This window comes from Gluconacetobacter liquefaciens (assembly GCF_003350405.1).
Lineage (GTDB): Bacteria > Pseudomonadota > Alphaproteobacteria > Acetobacterales > Acetobacteraceae > Gluconacetobacter > Gluconacetobacter liquefaciens.
Genome location: NZ_QQAW01000002.1, coordinates 213,809 through 240,364 on the forward strand (window position 1 = coordinate 213,809; position 26,556 = coordinate 240,364).

Annotated in this window: 20 protein-coding genes; 11 read left to right on the forward strand and 9 right to left on the reverse strand. The window is 63.6% G+C overall.

All coding sequences use genetic code 11. From position 1 onward, the window contains the following. Positions 1-13: 13 nt before the first annotated feature. Positions 14-943 (reverse strand): LysR family transcriptional regulator, encoded by a 930-nt coding sequence (locus C7453_RS04250; RefSeq protein ID WP_114726300.1) that lies wholly within the window; start codon positions 941-943, stop codon positions 14-16. Positions 944-1,140: 197 nt separating this feature from the next. Here C7453_RS04250 and C7453_RS04255 point away from each other — a divergent pair, with 197 nt between their 5' ends. Continuing rightward, a complete protein-coding gene (locus C7453_RS04255; RefSeq protein ID WP_114726301.1) occupies positions 1,141-1,848 on the forward strand; it encodes a pirin family protein in 708 nt (235 codons plus the stop codon). An 80-nt stretch (positions 1,849-1,928) separates the two neighbouring features. Next, a complete protein-coding gene (gene ung, locus C7453_RS04260) occupies positions 1,929-2,624 on the forward strand; it encodes a uracil-DNA glycosylase (protein WP_114726653.1) in 696 nt (231 codons plus the stop codon). A 99-nt stretch (positions 2,625-2,723) separates the two neighbouring features. Here ung and preA read toward each other — a convergent pair whose 3' ends face one another. From preA to C7453_RS04290, 6 genes are all read right to left on the reverse strand, one after another. Next, positions 2,724-3,992, reverse strand: coding sequence for an NAD-dependent dihydropyrimidine dehydrogenase subunit PreA (gene preA, locus C7453_RS04265; RefSeq protein WP_114726302.1), 1,269 nt, complete (start codon positions 3,990-3,992; stop codon positions 2,724-2,726). Between the two features lie 3 nt (positions 3,993-3,995). Next, the gene (locus C7453_RS04270) at positions 3,996-5,342 is read right to left on the reverse strand and encodes an NAD(P)-dependent oxidoreductase (protein WP_114726303.1); all 1,347 of its coding nucleotides are present in this window, start codon (positions 5,340-5,342) and stop codon (positions 3,996-3,998) included. A gap of 87 nt (positions 5,343-5,429) precedes the next feature. Continuing rightward, a complete protein-coding gene (locus C7453_RS04275; RefSeq protein ID WP_114726304.1) occupies positions 5,430-6,707 on the reverse strand; it encodes a histidine-type phosphatase in 1,278 nt (425 codons plus the stop codon). Then, the gene (locus tag C7453_RS04280) at positions 6,704-9,229 is read right to left on the reverse strand and encodes a TonB-dependent receptor domain-containing protein (protein ID WP_245948775.1); all 2,526 of its coding nucleotides are present in this window, start codon (positions 9,227-9,229) and stop codon (positions 6,704-6,706) included. The genes C7453_RS04275 and C7453_RS04280 overlap by 4 nt, the downstream gene beginning before the upstream one ends. A 91-nt stretch (positions 9,230-9,320) precedes the next feature. Continuing rightward, positions 9,321-10,214 carry a FecR family protein gene (locus C7453_RS04285; protein ID WP_170143121.1) on the reverse strand — a complete coding sequence of 298 codons (894 nt, stop codon included), beginning with the start codon at positions 10,212-10,214 and terminating at the stop codon, positions 9,321-9,323. Next, positions 10,211-10,705, reverse strand: coding sequence for an RNA polymerase sigma factor (locus tag C7453_RS04290; RefSeq protein ID WP_114726306.1), 495 nt, complete (start codon positions 10,703-10,705; stop codon positions 10,211-10,213). The genes C7453_RS04285 and C7453_RS04290 overlap by 4 nt, the downstream gene beginning before the upstream one ends. Positions 10,706-10,926: 221 nt before the next feature. Between C7453_RS04290 and C7453_RS04295 the strand changes: the two genes are divergently transcribed. The 3 genes from C7453_RS04295 (at position 10,927) to C7453_RS04305 (ending at position 14,663) form a co-directional block, all read left to right on the forward strand. Then, the gene (locus C7453_RS04295) at positions 10,927-11,634 is read left to right on the forward strand and encodes a YfdX family protein (protein WP_114726307.1); all 708 of its coding nucleotides are present in this window, start codon (positions 10,927-10,929) and stop codon (positions 11,632-11,634) included. Positions 11,635-11,770: 136 nt separating this feature from the next. Further along, the gene (locus C7453_RS04300) at positions 11,771-12,220 is read left to right on the forward strand and encodes a DUF2946 family protein (protein ID WP_245948776.1); all 450 of its coding nucleotides are present in this window, start codon (positions 11,771-11,773) and stop codon (positions 12,218-12,220) included. Between the two features lie 301 nt (positions 12,221-12,521). Further along, positions 12,522-14,663, forward strand: coding sequence for a TonB-dependent receptor (locus tag C7453_RS04305; protein ID WP_114726309.1), 2,142 nt, complete (start codon positions 12,522-12,524; stop codon positions 14,661-14,663). Between the two features lie 8 nt (positions 14,664-14,671). On the opposite strand, the gene C7453_RS04310 is transcribed toward C7453_RS04305, so the two are convergent. Beyond that, positions 14,672-15,508 (reverse strand): DODA-type extradiol aromatic ring-opening family dioxygenase, encoded by an 837-nt coding sequence (locus C7453_RS04310; protein ID WP_114726310.1) that lies wholly within the window; start codon positions 15,506-15,508, stop codon positions 14,672-14,674. 101 nt (positions 15,509-15,609) lie between these two features. After that, positions 15,610-16,509, reverse strand: a complete 900-nt coding sequence (locus tag C7453_RS04315) for a LysR family transcriptional regulator (protein ID WP_114726311.1) — start codon at positions 16,507-16,509, stop codon at positions 15,610-15,612. A gap of 230 nt (positions 16,510-16,739) precedes the next feature. Between C7453_RS04315 and C7453_RS04320 the strand changes: the two genes are divergently transcribed. The 6 genes from C7453_RS04320 (at position 16,740) to C7453_RS04345 (ending at position 26,554) form a co-directional block, all read left to right on the forward strand. Next, entirely contained in the window at positions 16,740-17,897 is a 1,158-nt protein-coding gene (locus tag C7453_RS04320; RefSeq protein ID WP_114726312.1) for an iron-containing alcohol dehydrogenase, read from the forward strand. Between the two features lie 27 nt (positions 17,898-17,924). Further along, a complete protein-coding gene (locus tag C7453_RS04325) occupies positions 17,925-19,295 on the forward strand; it encodes an MFS transporter (protein ID WP_114726313.1) in 1,371 nt (456 codons plus the stop codon). Positions 19,296-19,325: 30 nt separating this feature from the next. Then, the gene (locus C7453_RS04330; RefSeq protein ID WP_114726314.1) at positions 19,326-20,819 is read left to right on the forward strand and encodes a CoA-acylating methylmalonate-semialdehyde dehydrogenase; all 1,494 of its coding nucleotides are present in this window, start codon (positions 19,326-19,328) and stop codon (positions 20,817-20,819) included. Positions 20,820-21,016: 197 nt separating this feature from the next. Next, positions 21,017-22,612 carry an isocitrate lyase gene (locus tag C7453_RS04335; RefSeq protein ID WP_114726315.1) on the forward strand — a complete coding sequence of 532 codons (1,596 nt, stop codon included), beginning with the start codon at positions 21,017-21,019 and terminating at the stop codon, positions 22,610-22,612. 356 nt (positions 22,613-22,968) lie between these two features. Further along, positions 22,969-24,594: an OprO/OprP family phosphate-selective porin gene (locus tag C7453_RS04340; RefSeq protein WP_114726655.1), complete on the forward strand. Its 1,626-nt coding sequence runs from the start codon at positions 22,969-22,971 to the stop codon at positions 24,592-24,594. A 289-nt stretch (positions 24,595-24,883) separates the two neighbouring features. Next, positions 24,884-26,554: an OprO/OprP family phosphate-selective porin gene (locus C7453_RS04345; RefSeq protein ID WP_114726316.1), complete on the forward strand. Its 1,671-nt coding sequence runs from the start codon at positions 24,884-24,886 to the stop codon at positions 26,552-26,554. Positions 26,555-26,556 lie beyond the last annotated feature (2 nt).

Consider the following 26,556-nt stretch of genomic DNA (forward strand, 5'->3'; position numbering starts at 1 on the left):
ACGGTGAGACGCGCTACTCCTGCGGAGTGGCGTGACGGGCCCAGGGTGGCAGGGCGAAGGCCTCGATGAAGTAATCCAGCAACGCGTTGACCCGCGCCGGGCGCAGCGGGCTGGGAGGCGTGACCAGATAGAGCGCGATCGGGGAGGCCTGCCAGTCTGGCAGGATGATTTCCAGGCGTCCGGCCTGGAGGCTGTCCCAGATCATGAATTCGGGAAACAGGCCGAATCCCAGCCCGGCCTCGAGCGCCGGCAGGAACCCTTCCGCATTGTTTGCGCGCAGGCGCGAGGCTTGGGACAGCACGTAATCCTTGCCGGAAGGCGCATGGTGCAGTCGGATCGTCCCCGGTGCCGAAGTGTTGGTGTAGACGAAGCTCTTGTGCGCCTCCAGATCGCGCGGATGGGTGGGGCGGCCCGTTACATCCAGCCAGGCGGGGGTGGCGACCAGCAGCAGCCTGACCGCGCAGAGCCGGCGGGCCCGCAGCGATGAATCCGCCAGCGAGGAGATCCGTAGCGCGATGTCGTAGCCCTCGGCCACCAGATCGACGATCGAATCGCTGAAATCGAGCGTAAGGTCGATATCGGGGTAGCGATGCAGGAAGGCGGGTAGGATCGGTGAGAGATGCTTGACGCCGAACGTCATGGGAGCCGCGATACGGATCAGGCCTGAGGGTTTCAGCGTGCCGTCCCTGGCTTCCGCCTCGGCGGCCTCGGCTTCGGCGATGATCCGGCTGGCATGGCCCAGGGCGTGGCGGCCCATCTCGGTGAGGGATAATTGCCGAGAATTGCGGTTGAAGAGGCTGGCGCCCAGTGCCTGTTCCAGCCGGGAGACGGCCTTCGAGACCGTTGGTTTGGAGAGCTGGATATCCTCGGCCGCACGTGCGAACGAGCCCCATTCGGCCACTTTCGCGAAAATCGCCCAGGCTTCGAAATCGGGCAATCGCATGCGGAGCAGCCTCTTTTGAAACGGTCAGGTAGATCTCTTTCCATATATTTTCTGAGAGGGAGCGTCCAGACGCGGGTGTCGGTGGTGCTGGGACGTGGAAATTGCGGAAACGAAGGGTTTCGCTTCCTGCCGTATCGCCGGTCATCGGCGGAGGCGTAGGGTCCCTCCAGACATTCAACACATCGGAGGCGATCACGATGATCGACGTTCGGCCGTTCGCGGAATTGGGGCATGCCGATCATGGCTGGCTCGATGCGAAACATCATTTTTCTTTCGCGGATTATTACGATCCGCGCCGGATGCACTGGGGTGCGCTGCGCGTATGGAACGATGATGCCATCGCGCCGGGGACCGGGTTCGGCACCCATCCGCACCGCGACATGGAAATCATCACCTATGTGCGCGAAGGAGCCATTACGCATCGGGATAATCTGGGCAATTCGGGGCGTACCGAGGCGGGCGACGTGCAGGTGATGTCGGCCGGGACCGGCATCATGCATAGCGAGTATAACCGCGAGCCCGGCACGACGCGCATCTTCCAGATCTGGATCATGCCCGATCGTGCGGGGCATGCGCCATCGTGGGGCACGCGGAGCTTTCCCCGGGGCGAGCGTGGCGGCGGGTTCGTGGCGCTGGCCTCGGGTTACGATGCCGACGCGGGGGGCGATGCCCTGCCGATCCATGCCGATGCGCGGGTTCTGGGCGCGACCCTGAAGAAGGGGGAGAGCGCGAAATACCGGCTGGGCGTGGAACGGATGGGTTATCTCGTCCCCGCCAAGGGCAGCGTGGAGATCGAGGGAAAGACGGTGGGCACACGGGACGGCGCAGCGATTTCGGAGACCGACACGCTGGTCGTGCGCGCGCTCGACGATGCCGAAATCGTGCTGGTGGATGTTGCGGCCTGAGCCTGTTCCGCCCCTGCCCTGAATGGCGGGGGCGGGCGGTGCGGCTTGATTTTTGCGGCGTGGCGTCGCTTGATGCCGTCATGACGATCAGACTGGATGAGAGCTGGAAGACGGCTCTGGCCCCCGAATTCGACGCACCCTACATGCAGGCGCTGAAGGAATTCCTTCAGGCCGAGAAGGCACGGGGCAAGGTGATCTTCCCCAAGGGGGCGGAATATTTCCGGGCGTTGGACCTGACCCCGCTGAACGACGTCAAGGTCGTGATTCTGGGCCAGGACCCGTATCATGGTGATGGGCAGGCCCATGGGTTGTGCTTCAGCGTGCGGCCCGGCGTGCGCATTCCACCGTCGCTGGTCAATATCTACAAGGAACTCCAGAGCGATCTGGGGATTCCGCCGGCCCATCATGGCTATCTGGAATCCTGGGCGAAGCAGGGCGTGCTGCTGCTGAACTCTGTGCTGACGGTGGAACGCGGCAATGCGGCCTCGCACCAGAAGCGGGGGTGGGAGCAGTTTACCGACGCCGTGATCGCCCGCGTCAATGAACAGCGTACGCCTGCTGTGTTCATGCTGTGGGGGGCGTATGCCCAGCGAAAGGCGGCCTTTGTCGACCAGTCGCGGCATCTGGTGCTGAAAGCGGCGCATCCGTCACCGCTCTCGGCGCATAATGGTTTCTTCGGCTGCCGTCATTTTTCCAAGGCCAATGAATTTCTGATCAGCCATGGGTTGACGCCGATCAATTGGCGGCTCCCGGTGGAGCCGCCGAAGGATGTTTGAAGAGGGCGTTCTTCTTTGAAAAAAGAACCAAAAAATATTTATTTTTCAGGATTTTTGTGCTGGGGCGTGCGAGGTTCCTGAACGGATTGACGTCCTTTTTTACTTGGCCGCTTGTGCGGGATTGTTCGGATGATGAGGCCAGGTCAGCACCTCATCCACCGGCTGCGGTACCATGGTGATGCAGTCACCGACCGGGCAGACATGGGCGCAGAGATTGCAGCCCACGCATTCCTCGTCGATCACCTCGTAGCGCCGCGTGCCGTCGCGGCGCAGTCTGGCGATGGCCTGGTGGGATGTGTCCTCGCAGGCGATATGGCACAGGCCGCATTTGATGCAGGCATCCTGGTCGATTTTCGCGAGGGTCTTGAATTTGAGGTTGAGCTGGTTCCAGTTGACGAAATTCGGAATCGCGCGGCCGGTGACGTCGTCTATGGCGGCGAAACCTTTCTGGTCCATCCAGTTGGACAGGCCGGTGATCATGTCTTCGACGATGCGGAAACCGTAATGCATCGCCGCCGTGCAGACCTGCAGCGTTCCGGCGCCCATGACGAGGAATTCGGCGGCGTCGCGCCATGTCGAAATGCCGCCGATGCCGGAAATCGGCAGGCCGCGCGTGTCGGGGTTGCGGGCGATCTCGCCCACCATGCGCAGTGCGATCGGTTTGACGGCCGGGCCGCAATAGCCGCCATGAGTGCCCAGGCCGCCGACTACCGGCATCGGCGCCATGGCATCGAGATCGACCGCGACGACCGACTGGATGGTGTTGATCAGCGAGACCGCATCGGCACCGCCGCGCAGGGCTGCGCCGGCCGGCTGCATGATGTCGGTGATGTTCGGCGTCAGTTTCACGATGGTCGGCATGCGGGTGTTCTGCTTCACCCAGCGCGTGACCATCTCGACATATTCGGGCACCTGGCCGACGGCCGAACCCATGTTGCGTTCCGACATGCCGTGCGGGCAGCCGAAATTCAGTTCGATGCCGTCGGCACCGGTCTCTTCCACCAGCGGCAGGATGCGTTTCCAGCTTTCCTCGACGCAGGGCACCATCAGGCTGACCACGATGGCACGGTCGGGGTGGTCGCGTTTGACCGACTTGATTTCGGCCAGGTTGACGGCCAGCGGGCGGTCGGTGATCAGTTCGATATTATTGAGCCCGACGAGCCGGTTGCCGTTGTAGTTGAAGGCGCCGTAACGGCTGCTGACATTGACCACCGGCGGGTCTTCGCCAAGCGTTTTCCACACCACGCCGCCCCAGCCGGCCTCCAGCGCGCGGCGGACGTTATATTCCTTGTCGGTTGGCGGGGCGGAGGCCAGCCAGAACGGGTTGGGCGAGCGGATGCCGGCGAAGAGGCTGCGCAGATCGGCCATGGCTCAGGCTCCGGTTGCGGCTGTAAGGTCGGCATGAATGGCTTCGGCGGCGTTGCGGCCGTCGCGTACCGCCACCACCGTCAGGTCGGCGCCGGGCGTGCAGTCGCCGCCGGCATAGACGAGGCTGCGCGTGGTGCGGCCCTGGTCGTCGACCGCGATGCGGCCGTTTTCGATGGCGATCGTGCCGCGATCCAGCGGGTCGGCCAGGAAAAGCTGGCCCACGGCCTTCAGCACCATGTCTGCTTCCAGCGTGAAATTTCCCTGGTCGTGGACCGGTCGGCCATCATGCAGCCGGCCGCGGGTGAAGGTGACCGAACGGAGTGTGCCGTCGACCCCGTCGAGGCGCAGGGGGGCGGCCCACGTCCGGATGGTGACGCCGTTGGTCTGTGCCCACGCCTTCTCGACCCCGGTAGCCGACATGGTTTCGGCTCCGCGCCGGTAGACCAGCGTCACTTCCTCGGCGCCGAGGCGGCGGGCCTGCACGGCGGCGTCGATGGCGGTGTTGCCGCCGCCGATCACGACCACGCGCCGCCCGATCGGGACATCGGCCCCGGTGGCCGACGCGCGGAGGCCGGCGATGAAATCCACGGCGTTCATGACGCCATCCAGATTTTCCCCCTCGATGCCCAACATGCGCACGCCGGCCTGGCCGATGGCGAGGAAGACGGCATCATAGGCGGCCTCCAGATCGGCCAGCGTGACATCGCGACCCAGTATCCGGTCGGTCTGGATGGTGATGCCGCCGATGGCGGCGATGAAATCGATCTCGTGCTGAGCGAAATCGTCCGGCAGCTTGTAGGCGGCGATGCCGTATTCGTTCAGGCCGCCGGCTCTGGGACGCGCATCGAGGATGGTGACCGCATGCCCGTGCATGGCCAGGCGGTGCGCACAGGCAAGTCCGGCCGGACCGGCGCCGACGATGGCGATGTGCCGGCCGGTTTCGGCGGCGCGGGAGAAGGGCTGGGTGCCGGAATCCATCTGCCAGTCGGTGGCATGGCGCTGCAATGCGCCGATGACGACCGGCTTTTCCTCCTGCGCCGTGCGCACGCATGCGCCTTCGCACAGGATTTCGGTCGGGCAGACGCGGGCGCAGGAGCCGCCGAGGATGTTGGACTCCAGGATGGTGTGCGCCGCGCCGGCCAGGTTGCCGGTGGCGATGCCCCGGATGAAGCCGGGGATATCGATGCCGGTGGGGCACGCTTCCACGCATGGTGCGTCGTAGCAGAAATAGCAGCGATCAGCCTCGATCGACGCCTGTCCGCCGGTCAGTGGCGGATGAGCGTCGGCGAAATTTATGGCCAGACAGTGGGGTGACAGGCGGTTGGCAGCAATGTCCGGGCGCGGATCCACGATAGACGACCTCCGTCATGACGCATGACCTGATGAGTCTATCGCAGAATTTGTATTTCTTTCGCAATGAAAAATTTGACCAAACGGTCAGAAAATTCTCGTGGGGTGCAGATCTGCGGCCGGACAGAGTGCCGTGCCCGCGCAGGTGCCGATGGGCAGGATGGTTGCGCCATTGCCCGTAAGGTCCGGTTGCCGGGCTGCTCGAAGCTGTTCGAGCCCCTGATGCATGATGACCGCGCGCACGACGCGGCTGCCATCCTTCAGCCGCCAGCGTTCGAAGGCCAGGGTCGTATCCGGTGCCGTGAAATCGGGCTGGTCGGCAAAGGCCCAGTCCAGGCCGAAGATGGCCCCCAGCGTGTCCAGGGTCGTATCGTGACCGGCGAACAGGACCAGCCGGGTGTTCGGCCCGATTTCGCTGTGATCGGGCAGGATGACCGGGCGGTCGGCCATCAGGTCGATGATGGCGCGGGACAGCACCGCTCCGCGCGGGAAGGCGAAGGCAGGCTGGCGACGGGTGAGTGCCGCCGCATATCCGTGCGCGGGCAGGATTGTGGCCAGCAGGGCGGCGGCATCCGGCGTGCCCCAGGCCACCTGTTCCGGTGGCATGCCCTGGACGTAGGCCAGCATCATGTTCTCGGCGATGGTGGAGGCCAGGAGAGGGCCACCCTTGAGATGTGGCGTGCCATGGGAGGTGGACAGGGTCAGCCCTTCGGTCAGGCATGGGCCGGCCGCGCCTGTGCAGCCGTCGGGAGCGACGAGCGCCTGAAGGCGTGCCAGCGCGGCCTGGACGGGTTGCGGCCGGTGGTCGCGGTCACGGGCGACGGCCTGCGCCAGGGCATTGGTCGCGCGTGCTTCGTCCCGTTTCGCGGCGCCCGTGCCGACGGCATTGAAGAACGGATCGGTATGGCCTGCCGGTAGCGCATGGGACTGAAGGCCGCAACGGGGCGCAAGGTGTTCGGCCATGATCGTGCCGCTCTGGCGCGTGCGGTCGTCGGCGGCGTCCGCCCAGATCGCGACTATGCCGGGCGCGGGGCAGCCGGTGGCGGGGAGGAGGCCGAGCAGGCGGTATCGTTGACCCAGTGCATCCGTCATGGCTGCCAGCGCCGCACGGCCATGCTCGGTCAGTTGCCCCGGCGGGACCGGCCAGGCCGGCCAGTCGCGACCGGTCTGGGCTTTCAGCTCCGCCGGTGACCTGGTGGGGCTGCGGACGCCGTGGCGGGCGACCAGCACGATTTTCTCCAGCGTTGCACCGGCCAGGGCCGAGTCCGGGGTGGCGGAGGTTTCGGTTGCCTGGGCGTTGCTGCCCAGCGTTGCGGCCAGAAGCAGGGTGGCGCCCAAGGCGCGGGCGAGGGAGGTACTCTTCATGGGAGGGTCGCCGAGAGATTGAAGAAGATGCTGCGGCCCGACAGGCGCCAGTACAGTGGCGCGCCATCGGGATAGCCGGCGGTGGCAGCCGACTGGTTGCCTGCGAAATCGCTGATCGCGTGGCTGTCGAACAGGTTGGCGATTTTCAGGCTGGGGGTCAGGTCGCTCATGAAGCCTGCCAGATGATGGAAATGCCAGCCAAGTGCCAGGTCGGCGGTGGTGATGCTGTGGACGCGATACTGGTTGGCGAACGCGGTGTGGCCGTCGCTGTCGGTGGTGCTGTCGAGTCCCCAGTGATTGCCGACGAATTTGCCGATCAGCGAGAAATACGGGCCCTTGCCGTTGTCGTACAGCAGGCCGAAGGAGGCCAGTATGTTCGGGGTGGACGCGATGCGCGTGTGGGTGTGCTTGTACTGGGCGTCGTTCAGGCTGTAATTGCCGTAGAGCGAGAAGCCGGCGCCCAGGGCGTATTGGCCTTCGATCTCAAGACCCTTGTAGATGGCGCCGCCGCTGTTGACCGAGGTGCTCTGGGTGCCGATGCCGGGGACCTTGATCTGGGCCGAGGCGATGTAGTTGGAGAAGTCGATGTAATAGGCGTCGGCCGAGAGGGTCCAGCGCTTCTTCTGGAGGACGGTGCCGACCTGATAGTTCAGCGTGGTTTCCGGGCTGACGTTACCGACATTCTGTGTCTGGAACACGCTCATCGGCGGGGCGAGGAAGCCGCGTGCGATCTGGCCGTAGGCGCTCCAGCCCGGCAGGATGATCTGGTTGATCGCGATCGAGGGCTGCCATGACGTGAAGGTCTGCCGGTCGTTCAGAGGCACCTTGGTGGATTTGTTGATCGCGGCATCATAATCGCGGTGGAAGTAGGAATATTTGATGCCGGGCTTGACCGTCATGCCCTTCATGGGATGCCAGTCGAATTCGAGATAGGGCTGGATCGTCGTGTTCAGGTCCGAAATATTGTAGCTGTATGCGGAGCCTGTCTTGCCGGGTACCGGAATGCTGCCCTGGGTGAGATCGATGGCGTAGCTGTAGCGCCGGTCGTCCTGCACGTCGGCCCAGACGCCGAACAGGACGTCGCCGACCGGTGTGGCGGCACGAAAGCGCATCGTATCGCCATAATCGCGGAAGCCGGCGCGGGCGTATTTTCCGGGAATGTCGTGCTTGTAGGTGGCCAGTTTCTTGCCGGTGGCGGAATAGAATGTGACGCCGTTGGCGGAGGGGTCATTCTGGCTGGCGTCGGTCGATTCGGTGTAATCATGCACAAAGCCGTTGGTGTAGAGCTTGTTTTCGAATGTCAGCCACGGCGTGAGGCGGGTCTTGAGATTGACGTAGCTGAAATCGGACTGGTAGGTGCTGGGGTTGTAGCCGTAATAGCATTGCAGCGCGCGATCGAAACACAGCCCGTAATCATGGCCGTATTTCGCATATTCCGCCAGTGTGGCGCCTTGGGTGGTGTATTGCCATTCCTTGTCGTAGGTCGTCAGCAGGGTCAGGGTGGTCTGTTCGCCCAGTGCGATCACGTCCTTGAACAGCAGGTTGCTGCGCCGTTCTGCCGATCCTGTCAGGTAGCCGTCGGTTTCCTCATGCTGCATGTCCAGCACCATGGAGCCGAAACGGGTCTTGCCGCTGTCCAGCTCGATGCCTCCGGCACGAGTGTTGAAACTGCCGTAGGTGCCGTAAGGGGTGATGCCGAAATGCTTTGCCGGCTCGCGGGATTCGAAGCCCATCGTGCCGCCGAAGGTTGCGTTGCCGCTGGTCGATGCCGTGCCGGGACCGCGATCGACCCGCACCTGCTCGAGAAAATGCGAGATGAAGAGAGAAGACGTTGTATGGCCCAGGTCGGTGGCATCGCCGAACGGGATGCCGTCGAACGTCATGTTGTACTGGCCGTCCTGAAAGCCGCGCAGGCTGATTTTCTCGGCCTTGCCCATGCCGGGGCCGTTGGGATTCTGCGACCAGACGCTCGGCTGGAACTTGATGATGTCGTCCACGCTGGCCAGCGGGATGATGTTGTTGGTGATGAAGCGTTTCTGGATCACCGATGTGGGCTCGGTGATCGTCAGCGGTACGGTTGACGGGGCCAGGCGTTCGGCGCGGCGGATGACGGTGACTTCTTCCGCCTCCTTCCTGTCGGCGTGGGTGGGGTGGCCGGGGTGGGGAGGCGCACCTGCTGGACCTTCGATCAGCAGGCCACCGTCATGCTGCGGCACGGCATGCAGGCCGCTGCCGCGCAACAGGCGGGATGCCGCATCTTCCACGCTGAGCGTGCCGTCCACGGCCGGGGCGGAGAGGTTGCCGATATCGCTGCTGGCAAAAAGGATGTCGCGCCCGCTGATACGGGCCAGTTCTTCCAGCGATTCCGCCAGAGGTTGGGCGCGCAGGTGCACGGTGACGGGGGCGGGGGCGGGGGTGCCGGTGCCGGCCCGTGCCGGCTGGAAGCCTGCGATGGCGGTGGACATGACCAGGAGGGCGGCCAAAGTTTGCGGCGAAAGGTGCGGAGACGGCGAGCGTGACATCGGGGGAATCCTGTCTGTGGCGCCGGTTGCTCCGGCTTACAGGCGTGACGAACTCCCGCGACAGGTCCTCAATGTCTTTGAGCGTGTTTCATCAAAGCTTCATAATGCGCAGGGTGGTGGTGCCTTCGACCCGCACGGGGAGGAGATGCGCCAGGGCGCGGGCGAAGCCTGCCATGTTGCCGGTATGGTAGAGCCCGCTGATGCGCAGAGTGCCGAGGCTTGGTGATATGATTTCCATTTTTATTTTGCTGTAGCGGTTCATTTCCATGACCGCTTCAGCCAGCGGGGTGTCGCGGAACAGGACGCGGCCCGTGCGCCATGCGATCAGTTCGTCGAGCCTGGGGTGGTCTATACAGGGGGGGTGGCCGGTGCGCAGGGTGAGACGTGTGCCGCTGCCGATCGTGATCGGGGTGGAGGATCCGGATGCCGGGAAGGCCGTCAGCGAGCCGGCGAGGACCGTGGCGGCCAGTCCATCATCGAGTACGCCGATGTCGAACTGACCCGCTGACGATGCGAGCATGCCGGTGGCCGTGGCCAGGCGCAGGGGGAATGCGCCGTTCGGTAGCGACAGGGCGATCCGCCCGGCGGACAGGCGCGCTTGACCGTGCGTGTTTGCTGGGGGGAGAATGAGCATGCTCTGGGTATCGAGCAGCAGGTCGGCGCCGCCCTGGAGGGTGCAGCGTCTGCGTTCGCCCGTCGCGGTGCGCAGGATCATCGCTTCCGCCGGTGTGCCGGGCAGGCCGAACAGGCTGGCCGCCAGCCCGATCCCGACGGTCAGGATTGCACGGCGCGAGGCCGGTCGTGACCGGCTGTACCCCAATGTGGCCGAGGAGGCCCAGACGCCGGACATCAGCGAGAACACTTCGCGGTGGCGGGGGTGTTCGTCCAGCCATGCGGTGAAACGGCGCTGTTCGTCTTCGGTGCAGTCTTCCGCGCGCAGGCGGGCGGACCAGCGGGCGGCGGTCTGGATGGTGCTGTCGCTCATGGCGGGTCGCTGTCCAGCAGGGCGGCCGTCAGGACGCATAGGGCCTTGCTGATCTGTTTTTCGACCGTGCTGACGCTGACGCCCAGCTGGGTGGCTATAGTGCGGTAGGGCAGGTGGTCCAGCCGGTGCATCAGGAAGATGCGGGCGGTGCGGGTGTCGAGTGAGGCGAAGGCGGCCGAGAGCCGGGCCAGTTGCTGCCGGCCCAGCACGACCGCGTCGGGCAGGGGCATCGGGCAGGCGATGGCCTCTGTCTGGTCGGGAGGGAGGCTGACCAGGCAGTCGCGCTGTTCGCGCCGATATTCGTCGATGGCCAGGTTGCGCGCCGTGCGCAGCACGTAGGCCTCGGTATTGGCGATGCCCGTGTGGCCGCGTTCCAGGATGTGGAGCAGGGCCGTCTGAAGCAGGTCCTCGGAATCGTGCCGCCCGGTCAGGCGGCGAATGCGGGCATGCAGAGATGCCCACCCGGTCTGCCGGATCGCCCAATCCGTCATGTCCCTCGCGCCCTCGCCCCATTCTGCCGGTAGATGGCCTGTCCGGTATCGGGGCGGACCCTAGAGGCGTGGTCTCGCCCTGTCATCGGCGCGGGATAGGTAACGGATCGGTCTTCTTAAAAACTTCATGATCGCGGAGCGCATTCCTGCCCTGACTTGTTCTCAGGGCCGCAGCAACATTATGTTAAAAACACAGTTTCATGAGAAAAAGGATGTCTGACATGCGGATTATGGCTTCGTTGGCGGTTGTTGCAGCCCTTGGTGCCGTGCCCTCGCTGTCGCATGCCGCGTCGCTGCATGCGGCGTGGGAAAAGTTCAAAGCCGGTCGCGCCTTGCACCATCTTTCCGACGATGGAGAGCGTGCGCTGGCGGACATCCTGACCGCCCAGCAGTTTGTGGCGCAGGGCAAGGTGGATCAGGCCGTGCCGCCGCTTTATGATGCGCAGAAGCGTCTGGAAGCCGCCCGCAAGGCAGAGAAGCGCTTCAATATAGCCGAGAGTGCGCTGCAGCCCGCGCCGCAGCATCCTGTGTCTTCGACGCATCAGCCGGTGACCACACCGACCGACTGGGTGCCTGTGGGCGGCGAATTCGTGGCCAGCGACATTCTGGCGCCCGAGAAGAAGGCGGCGGTCGCAACGGCCAATGCCCAGCTCAAGGCGGGCGACAGCCAGGCGGCGGCCCAGACGATGCAGGTTGTCGGCGAGGATGTGGATTTCATCGTCGCGCTGGCGCCGCTGGACCAGATGGAAGGCGCGGTGAACCGGGCGACCGTGTTCGTCGAAGGACGCCAGCCCAAGCAGGCGGCCGATGCGCTGAATCAGGCGCTGGACGGGATCGTCTTCGTCTCGCAGGATTTCGTTGAAACGCTGCCGTCGGCTTCGGGCAAGGCTTCCGCGCCGGCGGCTGCTGCTGCGCCGGCCACGAAATAACGGGGCGATGGGGCGGGGACGGACGGGGTTCGTTTCCGCCCTTTCTTTGTGAACATCCCTGCTGCTGCTTGCCTCGCCCCTCTCCGCGGGTTTAGGGGATGGATGACGGGTTTGTAGCGAACGAGGTGGCCGAGCCGTGCAGGGGCAGGACGCGTGCAGGATAGAGCGGTCGGGGCCTGGCCGCTGGATGGTCGCCCTGTTCGTGCTGTGCGGCTATCTCGGCCTGCTGGGCATTCAGGCGCATGCGCTGCCCGGCGAGATGCCGCGTGCCACGCTGGAACGTCTGGCGGGCATCCATCTGGCCGCGCCGTCCCTGTCTGCCGTCTGTGACGACATGCCCGGAATGGCGATGGCCGGCATGCCGTGTCCGAGCGATCGGTCGCATGACCAAGTGCCGGATCATGATGCCTGTCCGCTCTGCCCGCTGTTGCATCTGTCATTGGTCGTACTGCCGGTTGTGCTGGCGGCGATCTTCGTGCTGCATCGGCTGGCGCGGGTGCGCTACAGCCCGGCCCGGCCCCGCGCGCCGCCTGTGCGCCGGGCCCTGTTGCGGCCGCCGGCCATCGGACCACCGAGAACAATCTGAGAATCTGACTGTATATGCGCGCTGGTCGTGACCCCACGCGCGTGTTCCGGGCTTCGTGGCGCGTGGCTTCGTAGAGCCGTTTCGCTTCGATGTACGAGAACACGCGCTGGGCGGGGCTCCTGTGGCTCCATCTCGCGCGTCAGTGCACATCCAGTCAGGCTTTGGGAAGATTCTTCAGGAGGGCGTGCTGCGGCGCGCCTGTTCCTGACGCTTCTTCCCGCCAGACGCCTGCGGACATGCGATCGGGAACCGGTGCGCATGTCCTGTCGGCCGTTGCTTTCTCTCAGATCAGGTTTCTGTCATGACAGATCATCTCCGGTCTTCCTGGATCGGTGCCGTGGCGTGCGGCTGGACCGTCGCCTGCGGGCTGGCCGTCGCCCCGGCCTGGGCGGATACGACTATGTCCGCGCCTCTTTCTCAGTCCGACTCCCGACCGTCTGCGACGGCGGGGGAGTTCATCACCGTCAACGGTGTGCGCCGGCCGACGGGGCATAGTGCGGATACGGCTGCCCTGCTTTCGCATGCCCTGGGGTTCAGCAGTTACGCGGCAGGTGGGGTTTCGGCGCTGCCGGTGCTGAACGGCATGGCCGACGACCGTGTCGCGACTTTCGTGGACGGCATGCGGATCGCTTCGGCCTGTCCCAACCACATGAATCCGGCGATGTCCTATATCGACCCGGACAGCGTGGAGTCGGCGGTGGCGACAGCGGGGATTACGTCCGTCAGTGAAGGCGGAGACAGTACCGGGGGTACCGTTTCCGTCGAGCGGCGGGACCCGCAATTCGCCAGGGCGGGGAAGAGTCTCGTGACTGGCCGGATGCGTGGGGATTATCGCAGCAATGGCGGCGGGTCGGGTGCCTCCGGATCGGTGACGGTGGCGAACGATCTGCTGAGCCTGCGTTATACCGGGTCCTACAGCCATGCCAGCGATTATCGTGCCGGTGGCGACGGGCCGCGTGTACGTTCGACCAGCTACCTGAGCTTCAACCATGCCGTTACGCTGGGTGTGCATAAGGACAATCATCTGCTGGCCCTGACGGTGGGACAGCAGGACATTCCTTATGAAGGCTTTCCCAACCAGTATATGGACATGACCAATAACCGGTCGACCTTCGTGAATGGAAAATACAAGGGCGATTTCGATTGGGGCACGCTGGAGGCGCGTGGCTTCTGGCAGCGGGTCGATCATGTGATGGACATGATGTCGGACAAGGGGGGACATACTGCCTCGACCGGCATGCCGATGAATACCGACGCACGGACGGCGGGCTATGCGATCAAGGCGACGATCCCGCTCGGCCTGAAGCATGAACTCGGCCTTGGCAGTTCGTTCGATCATAACGGGTTGAACGATTGGTGGCCGCCGCTTGTCGGCAGCATGATGATGGGACCGAATACCTATCACAACGTCAATGACGGCCATCGCGACCGGCTGGGCCATTATATCGAGTGGAAGGCGCAATGGCTGCCGCGCCTTTCCACCGAACTGGGAATGCGCAGCGATCTGGTGATGATGAATACCGGGCCGGTTTCACCCTATTCCTGGACCGGGATGATGAGCATGGCCGATGCCATGGCGGCGCAACGGTTCAATGCCTCTTCGCGCGGGCGTACCGATACCAATTTCGATGTTACGGCGCTGGTGCGCTGGCACCCGCTCGACAGCCTGATGATCGAAGGGGGGTATGCGCGCAAGACGCGCTCGCCCAATCTTTATGAGCGCTATGCCTGGGGCCGGGGAGCAATGGCGAGCAGCATGATCGGCTGGTTCGGCGACGGCAACGGTTATGTCGGCAACCTGAACCTGACGCCGGAAATCGCCAACACCGCCAGCATGACGATGACGTGGCATGATCCGCGCGACCAGGCATGGCTGGTGAAAATCCAGCCGTACTACACCTACACCCACAATTATATCAATGTGATGCGGATCGGGGCGCTATCGAACGGCCTGTCGCAATTGCAGTTCGTCAACCACAATGCGCAGAGCTACGGCATCAACGGTTCGGCCTTTGCGCGCCTGTGGCGGAGCGACGCCTTCGGCACGGGCGAAGTGCATGCCAACCTCAATTGGGTGCGGGGCGAGGATCTGGTGACGCATTCCGGTCTTTATCACCAGATGCCGACCAACGGCACGATCGCATTGCACGAGACGTACGGGAACTGGACCGGACGGGTCGAGGTTACGCTGGTCAAGGCCAAGGACACGGTGGACTGGCTGCGGCATGAGCCGCGCACGCCGGGTTATGCGCTGCTGGGGTTGGGGGGCAGCTATCGGTGGCGGAATCTGACGCTTGATGCCAGCATCGATAACGTCCTGGATCAGAAATATTACCTTCCGCTCGGGGGACTTTCGCTGGGGGATTACAAGGCGACGGGGGTGCTGGGGCCGCTGCCGGGGTTGGGGCGATCCTATAATCTCAGCCTGACAGCGACATTCTGAGGGCTGGGTCAGCCGAAGCGGAAGCCGGACAGGGCTTTGCCCATGATGGTGTCGGTGTAATCGCGGTGGCCAGTGTCCGGGCCTGCCGCGCCTGCTGCAACCATCAGGGGGAGGAGATGTTCGGGGCGTGGGTGGCATAGCAGGGCGCCGGGTGCCTGGTCCCAATGGCGCAGGGCTTCATCGCGCTGCGCCGGGGGCGCCTCCACTGTCTGTGCCAGCCAGTCGTCGAAAGCCTTCGAGGCGGTGTCGGACCTCGGATCGGGCTGCATGAAATGTGCGAGATTGTGGTAGGTCATGCCTGTGGCGACGATGAGTACGTTCTGATCGCGCAGGGGGCGCAGCGCGGCACCGGTTTGTAATTCGGCTTCGGCATTCATGTCGCGGCGCAGGGATAATTCCACGATCGGGATATCGGCGTGCTCGAAAGCGAGCATGAAGGGGACAAACACGCCGTGGTCGAAACCGCGTGTCGGGTCTTCTTCATTCTCGATTCCCGCTATGCCCAGGAGCGTTCTGACCCGGGCGGCCAGTTCCGGCGATCCGGGAGCGGGATAGCGCAGCCGGTAGGTATGGGCCGGAAAACCGTAATAATCGTAGATCAGCGGAGGATGTGTTGCGGAGGTGACCGTCGGCACGGCCGTTTCCCAATGACCCGAGACGGCGAGAATGGCATCGGGGCGTTGGGGGAGGGTTGCGGCGATTCCGCGCAGATAGGCGGCCATGTGGTCCCAGGTGTCGGGCCAGTCCATGAAGAAGCATGGACCGCCACCGTGCGGCATGAACAGGACCGGCTGACGCGCGGATGCGGCGCTGGACTGCGGAGCGGCGGTTGTTTGCGATTCCATGGGGTGCTCCTGATGGGTGAGGGGCCGCCACGTTCTGTCATAGTTCGGGTGGCGCGATAAACCCCGGAGCGACAGGTTTCCCGCCTGTGCGGATGAATTTTTTACGTCTCGCCCAGGAACAGTGCTCTTTCCTTCTCTACTTCGCGACGGAGCAGGGTGCAGAGGTGGTGGATGCGCCTTGTGCCGCGTTCGTCGGCGCGGGTGACCAGCCAGTAGATGCGGCGCAGGGTCATCGTTTCGGGCAGGATGCGGACCAGTTGGGGGCGGGCGGCGGCGACGAAGGCGGGGAGGACGGCGAGGCAGAGGCCGGAACAGGCGGCCTCCATCTGTGCGTGGATGCTGGAATTCTGGATCCGTACCGCCCGGGCGGGGATGCCCATGGCGCCCTGATAATCCAGTTCGCGCGTGAAGAGGAGTTCGTCGACATAGCCGGCGAACATGTGCTCGGCGAGGTCCTCGCGGGTGTGGATGGGGGCGTGGCGGGCCAGATAGTCGGGGCTGGCGTAGATGAACAGGCTGTATTCGCCCAGTTCCTCGCCCGCGAAGCGGTTGCTGCTGGGTGGGGTGAGGGTGATGGCGATATCGGCGTGGCGGCGCGCGAGCGAGACGATCTGCTGGATCGTCTCCATCTCCACCGTCAGGCCGGGATTGTTCGCCAGCAGCAGGCCGATGCGCGGCGCGAGGAAGAAATTGGCGAATCCCTCCAGCGCGCTGATGCGGATGGTGCCGGACAGGCCGCCTTCGCCGGTTTCGGTAATGCGGCCGGCTTCCTTGTCCATGCCCTCGACCGCCGCCAGCAGCCGTTCACCTTGTCGTGTCATCGCGTAGCCGCGCAGGTGCCGCTCGAACAGCGAGGCGTCCATCGCCTGCTCCAGCGACTGGATGTGACGGCCTACCGTGGCATGGTCCACGCCGAGCTGCCGACCCGCCACGGATAGCGATCCGCCGCGGGCGACAGCCAGAAAATATTGCAGGTCCCGCCAGTCCAGCCCGCGTTTCATCTGCCTTGCTCCCTATGATCCCGCACATCGGGCCGCCTGTTGCCGTGCAGATTTGCACAGGCCATGGGCGAAAACGCCTAATTTTCGCGCGAGCGTCTCCGCGTTAGCCCAGAGGCAACATCAACAAGAAGAGGCACCGCCGACAGGGCGGACAAGAGGTTGCTTGAAAACTCGTGTCGGATGGCCCGAGCAGCCTCAAAAGCCTCTCCGGCCGGTCAGGAGTTCTGCCCATGACAGCCTTATCCCTGCCTCCCTTCGTCCGTCTGGGTGGCGGGGCGCTCGATGAATTGCCGGCCGCGTTGCGTCAGGCCGGGCTTCGGGCGCCCTTTATCATTACCGACCGTTTCATGGCCGCTTCCGGTGTGCTGGAACGGGTCCATGCACTGTTGAGCCAGGAAGGCATCGAAGTGCGGGCTTTCACCGATACGGTGCCGGATCCCACGGTGGCCTGTGTGGGGGACGCGCTGACAATGCTGCGCGAGGGCGCGCATGACTGCGTGATCGGGCTTGGCGGCGGCAGCCCCATCGATACGGCGAAAATGGTGGCCGTGCTGGCGGTGCATGAGACCACCCCGGCACGGCTGAAGGCGCCGTTTGTACAGGATGCGCCAGGGTTGCCGATCATTGCCATTCCGACCACGGCCGGCACCGGATCGGAGGCCACGCGCGTGACCGTGATTACCGACGAGGCCACGGACGAGAAGATGCTGTGCATGGGGGCGGCCTATCAGCCCCGGATCGCCATCGTCGATTACGAACTGACCCTGTCGATGCCGGCCCGCCTGACGGCGGATACCGGGATCGATGCGCTGACCCACGCGCTGGAAGCCTATGTCTCGCGCAAGGCCAGTCCGTTTACCGATGCGCTGGCGCTGACGGCGATGAAGCGCATCTGGACCCATCTGCCCACCTGCTGCGTCGAGCCCGGCAATCGCGAAGCCCGCGCTGCCGTGATGGAAGGCGCGTTCGAAGCCGGAATGGCGTTCTCCAATGCCTCGGTGGCGTTGGTGCATGGCATGAGCCGGCCGATCGGGGCGCATTTTCATGTCGCGCACGGTCTGTCGAACGCGATGCTGCTGCCGGAGATCACGGCGTGGTCGCTGTCGGGGGCGCCTGGACGCTACGCCGAATGTGCGCGGGCCATGGGCGTGGTGGGCGCGGATGTGTCCGATGCGGCGGCAGGGGAGGCGCTGGTGGCGGCGCTGCGGGCGCGCAATGCGGAACTGGGGGTGCCGTCACCGCAATCCTTCGGGCTGGATGCCGCGCGCTGGGACAATCTGCTGCCGCTGATGGCGGATCAGGCGCTGGCTTCCGGCTCGCCCGCGAATAATCCGCGTGTGCCGACCGCGACCGAAATCGTGGACCTTTATCGTCGCGTCTGGGCCTGAACCGATCAGCACACGGGATTGACCGTCATGCAGAATAAAGATGCTGCCGCCCGTCCGATGTATGGGCTGGTCTTCGCCTCCAGTGTCGGCACCATTATCGAATGGTACGATTTCTTCCTTTACGGAAGCCTGGCCATCTTCTTTGCCAAACTGTTCTATCCGCCGCAGGACGGGGTGGCAGGGACGCTGATCAGTGTCGCGACCTTCGCCACCGGTTTTGCCGTGCGGCCGCTCGGCAGCCTGATCTTCGGCCATATGGGGGACCGGTTCGGGCGCAAGGTTACGTTTCTGGCCACGCTGCTGATCATGGGCTGTTCCACTGCCGCCATCGGGTTTCTGCCGACCTATGCCACGGCGGGTTATCTGGCGCCTGTGCTGCTGATCTCGCTGCGGATCGTCCAGGGGTTGGCGCTGGGCGGGGAATATGGGGGTGCTGCCACCTATGTGGCCGAACATGCGCCGCCGCATGAGCGTGGCAAATGGGCAAGCTATATCCAGGCCATGGCGTCGGGCGGGTTCGTGCTGTCGCTGGCCATGGTGCTTGGCCTGCGGCTGGGGCTGGGGGAGCAGAGTTTCGGTGCCTGGGGATGGCGCCTGCCGTTCCTGGTCTCGATCGTGCTGGTCGGCGTGTCGTTTCGGATTCGCATGCGGCTGCATGAATCGCCTGTCTTTCTGGACATGCAGAAGAACAAGCAGCTCTCGGCCTCGCCGATCCGCGATGCCTTCACCATTCCGGGCAATGCACGGCGGATCGTAAGTTTTCTGTTCGGCGTGGCCTGCGCGCAGGCCATCACCTTCTATACCGCGCAGTTCTATGCCCTCTATTTCCTGCAAAGCGTCATGCATGTGGATTTCCTCTCCGCCACGCTGGCGGTGGCGCTGGGCGCGGTGTGCGGGCTGCCGTTCTTTATTGTCTTCGGGGCTCTGTCGGACCGGATCGGGCGCAAGCGGCTGTCGCTGTGCGGGATGGCGGCGGCGGTTGTTCTCTACCTGCCGATGTTCATGCTGCTGCGCTCTGCGGTGCATGGCACGACGATCGATTTTCTGCCTGTCGCGGGAACGGTGTTTCTGCTGGTGGTGATTGCCGCCATGATTTACGGGCCTTATGGCGCCTTTATCGTCGAGAGTTTTCCGCCGGCGGTCCGCTATACGTCGATTTCCATCCCCTATCATATCGGCAACGGGATTTTCGGTGGCTTCCTGCCGCTGATCGGCCTCAGCCTGGTCAATCTCACCGGGAATGTCTTCGCAGGGCTGCTTTATCCGATTGCGGTCTGCATCGTCGGCTTTCTCGTCACCCTTTTCTTCGTGCCTGAAACGCTGCCTGTCGGTGGCGACCGGAAACGCCAGGCGGCATCGCTGTCGGCGCTGATTCCGGAATCCGGGCAGGAAATCTGACTGTCAAAACGCATACGAAGGACCAGAACCATGAAGATCATTCCTCACGTTATCGATGGACGGCATAGCGAGGGCGACGGAACGGGCCGCGCCGATGTGTTCAACCCGGCGACCGGCTCGGTGGCGGCGCAGGTCGTGCTGGGGGTGCAAAGCGACCTGGAGACTGCGATCGCCGCCGCGCGCCGTGCCTTTCCTGCCTGGGCCGAGACGCCGCCGCTGACCCGTGCGCGCATCCTCTTTCGTGCACGGGACCTAATCGAGGCCCGTATGGGGGAACTGGCGGCCGTGATTACCGCCGAGCATGGCAAGGTTCTTTCCGACGCGCAGGGCGAGGTGACGCGCGGGCTGGAAGTGGTGGAATTCGCCACCGCCGCGCCGGAACTGCTGAAAGGCGAGTTTACCGAACAGGTCAGTCGTGGGATCGATGCCCACACCATGCGTCAGCCGCTGGGGGTGGTGGCGGGTATTACGCCGTTCAACTTCCCGGTGATGGTGCCGCTGTGGATGGCGCCGATGGCGTTGGCGACCGGCAATTGCTTCATTCTCAAGCCGTCCGAGCGTGATCCGTCCGCTGCCGTCATCCTGGCCGATATCTTCAAGGAAGCCGGGTTGCCGGATGGCGTGTTTCAGGTCGTGCAGGGCGACAAGGACATGGTCAACGCCATTCTGGCGCATCCGGATATCGAGGCCGTCAGCTTCGTCGGTTCCACGCCCATCGCCCGGCATGTCTATTCGACGGGCACGGCGGCCGGCAAGCGCGTGCAGGCGCTGGGTGGTGCGAAAAACCATGCTGTTATCATGCCGGATTGCGACCTGGACAAGGCCGTGGATGCGCTGGTGGGGGCGGCCTACGGCTCGGCCGGCGAACGCTGCATGGCGATTTCGGTTGCCGTGGCCGTCGGGCCGGTTGCCGATGCGCTGGTGAGCAAGCTGGCCGAGCGCGCGCGCACGCTGAAAATCGGCCCGGGCACCGATAACAGCAACGAGATGGGGCCGCTGATTACCGGCCAGCATCTGGCCCGCGTGCGGGCGCTGGTGGATGCCGGGGTGGAGCAGGGCGCGACCCTGGTGGTCGACGGGCGCGACCATGTGGTGGCCGGGCATGAGAAGGGGTTCTTCATCGGTGGATCGCTGTTCGATCACGTGACGACGGACATGACGATCTATCGGGAGGAAATCTTCGGCCCCGTGCTGTGCGTTGTGCGCGTGCCGGATTTCGACAGCGCGCTGACGTTGATCAATGAAAGCCCCTATGGCAACGGCACCGCGATCTTTACCCGTGACGGCGACACGGCCCGGGCGTTCACCCATGGGGTGCAGGTGGGCATGATCGGCGTCAACGTGCCCATTCCGGTGCCGATGGCCTTTCACTCCTTCGGCGGCTGGAAGGATTCGCTGTTTGGCGACCATCATATGCATGGGCCAGAAGGTGTGCGGTTCTTTACACGCATGAAGGCCGTGACCAGCCGCTGGCCGACCGGGACGCGCTCTGGCGCGGAATTCGCCATGCCGACGCACGGCTAGGGCTGGTACAAGGCCGGCTGCACCCAGGTGTGGCCGGCCCGCCCCGGCAGTATATAAAGTTTTTTCAATTGGAAATTACTGTCTGTAAATACTTTACAGAAATACAGCGTGACTATTGGTTTCCAGCTTCCAGTATCGGGCATGATGGCGTTAATCCTTGTGATGCCACGCCTTCCAAGAATAATGGAAACCGTCACATGTCATATCAGGAATCGGCAACCGCCAAGCTCAACCAGATCATCCAGGCCAAGCAGGGCACCTGGGGCGGGATCAACCCCGACTATGTCGTGCGCATGCGCCTTCAGAACCGTTTTCAGACCGGGCTGGACATCGCGCGCTATACGGCCGCCATCATGCGCCAGGACATGGCCGCCTATGATGCCGACCCGGCACAGTACACGCAGTCGCTGGGGGCCTGGCACGGTTTCATCGCGCAGCAGCAGATGATCTCGGTGAAGAAGCATTTCGGGTCGCTCAAGGGCCGTTACCTGTATCTTTCCGGCTGGATGGTTGCGGCGATGCGGTCGGAATTCGGCCCGCTGCCCGACCAGTCGATGCACGAAAAGACGGCGGTGCCGGCGCTGATCGAGGAGATCTACACCTTTCTGCGCCAGGCCGATGCCCGCGAACTGGGCATGCTGTTCCGTGACCTCGACGCCGCGCGTGGGGCGGGTGATGCGGCGCGCCAGGCCGAGATCCAGGAGAAGATCGACAACCACCAGACCCATATCGTGCCGATCATCGCCGATATCGACGCGGGTTTCGGTAATGCCGAGGCGACCTACCTGCTGTCGAAGAAGATGATTGAGGCAGGCGCCTGCGCCATCCAGATCGAAAACCAGGTGTCCGACGAAAAGCAGTGCGGGCATCAGGACGGCAAGGTGACGGTGCCGCATGAGGACTTCCTGGCGAAGGTGCGTGCCGTGCGCTACGCTTTCCTGGAACTGGGGGTGGAAGATGGCGTGATCGTCTGTCGTACCGACAGTCTGGGTGCGGGCCTGACCAAGCAGATCGCCTATAGCAGCGAGCCGGGCGATCTGGGCGACCAGTACAACGCCTATCTGGATTGCGAGGAGGTGACCGACGGCACCGTGCGTGACGGCGACGTGATCATTGCCCGCGAAGGCAAGCTGCTGCGCCCGAAGCGCCTGCCCAGCAACCTGTACCAGTTCCGCCCCGGCACCGGTGCGGATCGTTGCGTGCTGGACTGCATCACCGCGCTGGAGAACGGCGCCGACCTGCTGTGGATCGAGACCGAAAAGCCGCATATCGAGCAGATCGCCGGCATGATGGACCGGATCCGCGACGCGGTGCCGAATGCCAAGCTGGTCTACAACAACTCGCCGTCCTTCAACTGGACGCTCAATTTCCGCCAGCAGGTTTATGACGCCTGGAAGGAAGAAGGGCGCGACGTTTCGGCCTATGACCGCACGAAGCTGATGGCGCAGAACTACGACGCGAGCGACCTTGCGACGGAGGCGGATCAGCGCATCCGCTCGTTCCAGCGGGATGCGTCGAAGCGGGCGGGCATCTTCCACCACCTGATCACGCTGCCGACCTATCACACAGCGGCGCTGTCGACCGACAATCTCTCCAAGAGATATTTCGGCGAGGAAGGGATGCTGGGCTACGTGCAGAATGTCCAGCGCGAGGAAATCCGTCAGGGGATCGCGTGCGTCAAGCACCAGAACATGGCCGGGTCGGATATCGGTGACGATCACAAGGAGTATTTCGCTGGCGAAGCGGCCCTGAAGGCCGGCGGCGCGCATAACACCATGGGGCAGTTCGGCTGAAGCCGCGTCTCCTGGCGTGCAGGAATAACAACAAGAAATAACGTCTCTCCTCATCTCCCCTACTGGCCCGGTCTTCCTGGTGAAGACCGGGTTTTTTTATGGTCACGCAACGGAGTGCGGGATGAGAATAGAAAGTCTGGTCTATAAATAATGTAAAATTATGGAATGGTATTTATTCATTTATTGCGTCATGCCGATCCGGCAGCATTGACCGGTTCACTGGCGGTCCTTAGCATTCCTGTGGTTGATTACGGGAAACCTGTGCGATCCATTGCGTTCTTGCGGGGGTGGCACGGAGTGTTCGAGCGATAGTGACTATTTTATTGAAAACACGGCATTTGTTTTTTGCGGCAACCATGGTGCCGGTTGTCGGTCTGCCCAGCCTTGCCCAGGCGGCGCCCCGAGACGATGAAATTGCGGCGTTGCGGCGCGAAATGCGGGACATGCAGCGTGAGATGCGCGAAGAGATTCGTGTGCTTCAGGCCCGGATCGCCCGGGACGAGGGCCACGTACCACAGGCGCATGTTGCGCATCCGGCGGCGGCGTCCCCTCGTGTCGTCCATGCAGTGCCGCGCACCTGGAGCGGGCCATTGCCCACGATCGGCGCGCCTCATGGACCTGGCCCCGTGCGGTCCCGGTCGGACGCCGAGAGCCAGATGGTCATGGTGGAAGGGCCGATCCCGTCCTGGGCGGACGTGAAGGCCGCGACGGAGAAGGACGAGAGCGTGCATGTGGGCGGCATGCGGATCGGCTTTCCGTCCGGCCGGCCCACGATATCGTCGGATGACGGGACATACAGTTTCTCGGTCGGCGGGCTGTTGCAGGAGGATATCGGTGGCTTTCTGAGCACCGGCGCCAGGGCGGGCGAGGCGAAGGGCAATTTCAACAGCTTTACCCAGAACGGGCGACGGCTGCGCATGTATTTCTCGTGGCGCTACAAGGATTGGGTGGCGAAAGTTACCCCCGATTTCGGCTCGCTGAATGCGGATGGGGCGGTCGGCCTGTTCGAAGCGAACCTGAATTATACCGGGTTGCGGCATACGACGCTGACGGTCGGCTATTTTCAGCCGCGTATGGATGAGGAAAGTGCCGAGCGTCCGGTGGCGTTCGAATTCCTCGAGCGCCCCACCATTGTCGATCTTGTGCGCAACATCGCGGCGGGCGTTGCCCGATTCAGCATCGGGGGCGAGCATTACGAGGATCGGTGGCTGGCGGCGCTTTACTTTACCGGGCAGAAATTCGGTGACCGCAACAAGAATGCCACGATCACCGACAGCCAGACCGGTGCTGTCGCGCGCATCGCCGGCCGGCCCTATGTGAGCAAGGATGTCGATGTGCATGTTGGGGCTGGTGCCATCAGCGCCTTCAAGGTGAATCAGGGAGAGAAGGGTCGATCCTATACGTTTACCGACCATGTCGAGGTGCCGCTGGACGAGACGGAACTGCTGACGTCGGGGGCGTTGTCCAACGTGGCGCAGATCTGGGCGGCCGGCCCGCAGATGGGGGTGCGCTGGCGGCGATTCCTGCTGAAGGGCGAGTATTATCATATCGGTGTGGAGCGCAGCCGCGAGGCGGGCGCGGCACCGCTGCCGTCGCTGGATTTCGACGGGTGGTATGTCGCGGCCAATTATACGCTGTTCGGGCGGCCGCGATCCTATAATCCCAAAATCGCCGCGTTCATCACGCCGGGGGTCGAGCATGATTTCGATCCGCTGAATGGCGATTGGGGGGCGATGGAGATCAGTGGCCGCTGGAGCGTCACGAATCTGTCGGATGTCGCGAACCAGGGTGGGGCTGGTGTGAACGGCAACCAGCAGACTGTGTGGCAGGGGGGCGTGAACTGGTACCCAAACCGGCATATCAAGTTCATGCTGGATTTCGACCATTTCATCGTCAGTCGCTCGAAGGGGGTGGCTGATGGGGTCAACCTGTTCGGCCGAAGTGGGAATCTCGTTGTGGGGCGGATCCAGGCCAGTTTCTGAGGCGCCGAGTGGAAGAGGCGGGGGAGGACGGCGTGCCTTTCCCCGTGTGTCTGGTGCCTGTGGGCATCGACGCCATACGGCTTCAGAGGGGATAAATAACAAATAAAAATAGTGGAAATATTTCTTTCTGGCTTGTGGTCTGTCTAAATTAAACAAATCGAACCAGACAATCCAACTTGCACGCTATTGACCGGTAAATTGCAACGTGACATCAATCGTTGCGGTTCGCATTAAATGCGAAAAATGTCGTGAAATATGTCTGTGTGCCGGGTCGAGGTTTCGTAAGAATATGAAAGAAGGTTTGAAAGTCCGGCGCCTGCTTGCCGTGGCCACGGCCCTGTCTCCTGCTTTTCTGCCGGCTCTGGCGCAGGCGGCTTCGCAGGATGAAGAAGTCACGGCGTTGCGTCGTGAAATTCGGGAGATGCAGCGGCAGATGCGTGATGAGATTCGGGTGCTTCAGGCCCGGATCGCCCGCGACGAGGGAAGGGCGACGCCGGTTACGGCCGGCCATGCCGCCGTGGGGGCGCCGCATGTGGTGCACGCGCATCGCTGGGCCGGAGGCCCGTTACCTGCGATCGGCGAGCCGCAGGGACCGGCGGCCACGCGGCGGCCCCGCACCGATGCCGAGACACGGCTGGTCACGCCGGAAGGACCGATTCCGTCCTGGGCGGAAATCCGGGCCGCCAGCGCGCGGGACGAGACCGTGCAGGTGGGCGGTATGCGGATCGGCTTTCCGGCAGGGCGGCCAACGATTTCGTCGCAGGATGGTGCCTACAGTTTTTCGATCGGCCTGACGGCGCAGGGGGATCTGGGCGGGTTTATCGGTGCCGGCCCGAAACGGGGCGAGGCGAACGGCAATTTCAATAAATTTACCCAGAATGCCCGGCGTCTGCGCATCTATTTCTCCTGGCGCTACAAGGATTGGGTGGCGAACGTCACGCCGGAATTCGGATCCAGTTCGGTGGATGGGTCGGTCAGCCTGTTCGAGGCCAACATGAACTATACCGGCCTGCATCATACGACGCTGACCGTCGGTTACTTCCAGCCGCGTATGGAAGAGGAAAGTGCCGAGCGGGCATCGTCGTTCGAATTTCTTGAACGCCCGACCATCGTCGATCTGGTGCGCAACCTGGCGGGGGGCGTTGCGCGCTTCAGCGTCGGTGGCGAGCATTATGAAAATCGCTGGCAGGCGGCGGCCTATTTCACCGGGCAGAAATTCGGCGACCGGAACAAGGATACGACGATTACCGACAGCCAGACCGGCGCGGTGGCCCGTATCGTCGGCCGGCCTTATGTCAGCAAGGATATCGACGTCCATGTCGGCGCGGGTGCGACCAGTGCCTTCAAGGTCAATCAGAATGCGAATGGCCGCAATTATACCTTCAGTGACAATATGGAGGTGCCGCTGGGCGAGACTTCGCTGCTGACATCGGGAGCGTTGACCAATGTGTCCCAGATATGGGCGGCGGGACCGCAACTGGCCTTTCGCTGGCGGAATTTCCTGCTGAAGGGCGAGTATTACCATGTCGGTGTGGAGCGCGGACACAATGCCGGGGCGACGCCGCTGCCGTCGCTGAATTTCGATGGATGGTATGTCGCCGCCAACTATACGCTGCTGGGTCGGGGGCGTGCATACAATGTCAAGAGCGGTGCGTTTACCACGCCCGGCGTCGAGCATGATTTCGACCCGGCGCGGGGGGAATGGGGGGCGCTGGAACTCAGCGGCCGCTGGAGCGTGACGGATCTGTCCGATGTGGCCAACCAGGGCGGCACGGGCGTCAACGGCGACCAGCAGACGGTATGGGCTGGCGGCCTGAACTGGTACCCGAACCAGCATTTCAAGTTCATGCTGGATTTCGACCATTTCATCGTGACCCGGTCGAAGGGTGTCTCGGGTGGCGTGGATCTGCTGGGGCGGACGGGCAATGCCGTCGCCGGGCGCGTGCAGGCCACGTTCTGAAC

What these genes read in the sequence shown, in the direction of transcription:
- C7453_RS04295 (WP_114726307.1), top strand. Translation starts at nt 10,927, where the DNA reads ATGCGGATTATGGCTTCGTTGGCGGTTGTTGCAGCCCTTGGTGCCGTG.
- C7453_RS04290 (WP_114726306.1), bottom strand. Translation starts at nt 10,705, where the DNA reads ATGACGGATTGGGCGATCCGGCAGACCGGGTGGGCATCTCTGCATGCC.
- preA (WP_114726302.1), bottom strand. Translation starts at nt 3,992, where the DNA reads ATGGCCGATCTGCGCAGCCTCTTCGCCGGCATCCGCTCGCCCAACCCG.
- C7453_RS04250 (WP_114726300.1), bottom strand. Translation starts at nt 943, where the DNA reads ATGCGATTGCCCGATTTCGAAGCCTGGGCGATTTTCGCGAAAGTGGCC.
- C7453_RS04320 (WP_114726312.1), top strand. Translation starts at nt 16,740, where the DNA reads ATGACAGCCTTATCCCTGCCTCCCTTCGTCCGTCTGGGTGGCGGGGCG.
- C7453_RS04255 (WP_114726301.1), top strand. Translation starts at nt 1,141, where the DNA reads ATGATCGACGTTCGGCCGTTCGCGGAATTGGGGCATGCCGATCATGGC.
- C7453_RS04335 (WP_114726315.1), top strand. Translation starts at nt 21,017, where the DNA reads ATGTCATATCAGGAATCGGCAACCGCCAAGCTCAACCAGATCATCCAG.
- C7453_RS04285 (WP_170143121.1), bottom strand. Translation starts at nt 10,214, where the DNA reads ATGAGCGACAGCACCATCCAGACCGCCGCCCGCTGGTCCGCCCGCCTG.
- C7453_RS04325 (WP_114726313.1), top strand. Translation starts at nt 17,925, where the DNA reads ATGCAGAATAAAGATGCTGCCGCCCGTCCGATGTATGGGCTGGTCTTC.
- C7453_RS04310 (WP_114726310.1), bottom strand. Translation starts at nt 15,508, where the DNA reads ATGGAATCGCAAACAACCGCCGCTCCGCAGTCCAGCGCCGCATCCGCG.
- C7453_RS04280 (WP_245948775.1), bottom strand. Translation starts at nt 9,229, where the DNA reads ATGTCACGCTCGCCGTCTCCGCACCTTTCGCCGCAAACTTTGGCCGCC.
- C7453_RS04305 (WP_114726309.1), top strand. Translation starts at nt 12,522, where the DNA reads ATGACAGATCATCTCCGGTCTTCCTGGATCGGTGCCGTGGCGTGCGGC.
- C7453_RS04315 (WP_114726311.1), bottom strand. Translation starts at nt 16,509, where the DNA reads ATGAAACGCGGGCTGGACTGGCGGGACCTGCAATATTTTCTGGCTGTC.
- C7453_RS04340 (WP_114726655.1), top strand. Translation starts at nt 22,969, where the DNA reads ATGGTGCCGGTTGTCGGTCTGCCCAGCCTTGCCCAGGCGGCGCCCCGA.
- ung (WP_114726653.1), top strand. Translation starts at nt 1,929, where the DNA reads ATGACGATCAGACTGGATGAGAGCTGGAAGACGGCTCTGGCCCCCGAA.
- C7453_RS04345 (WP_114726316.1), top strand. Translation starts at nt 24,884, where the DNA reads ATGAAAGAAGGTTTGAAAGTCCGGCGCCTGCTTGCCGTGGCCACGGCC.
- C7453_RS04275 (WP_114726304.1), bottom strand. Translation starts at nt 6,707, where the DNA reads ATGAAGAGTACCTCCCTCGCCCGCGCCTTGGGCGCCACCCTGCTTCTG.
- C7453_RS04330 (WP_114726314.1), top strand. Translation starts at nt 19,326, where the DNA reads ATGAAGATCATTCCTCACGTTATCGATGGACGGCATAGCGAGGGCGAC.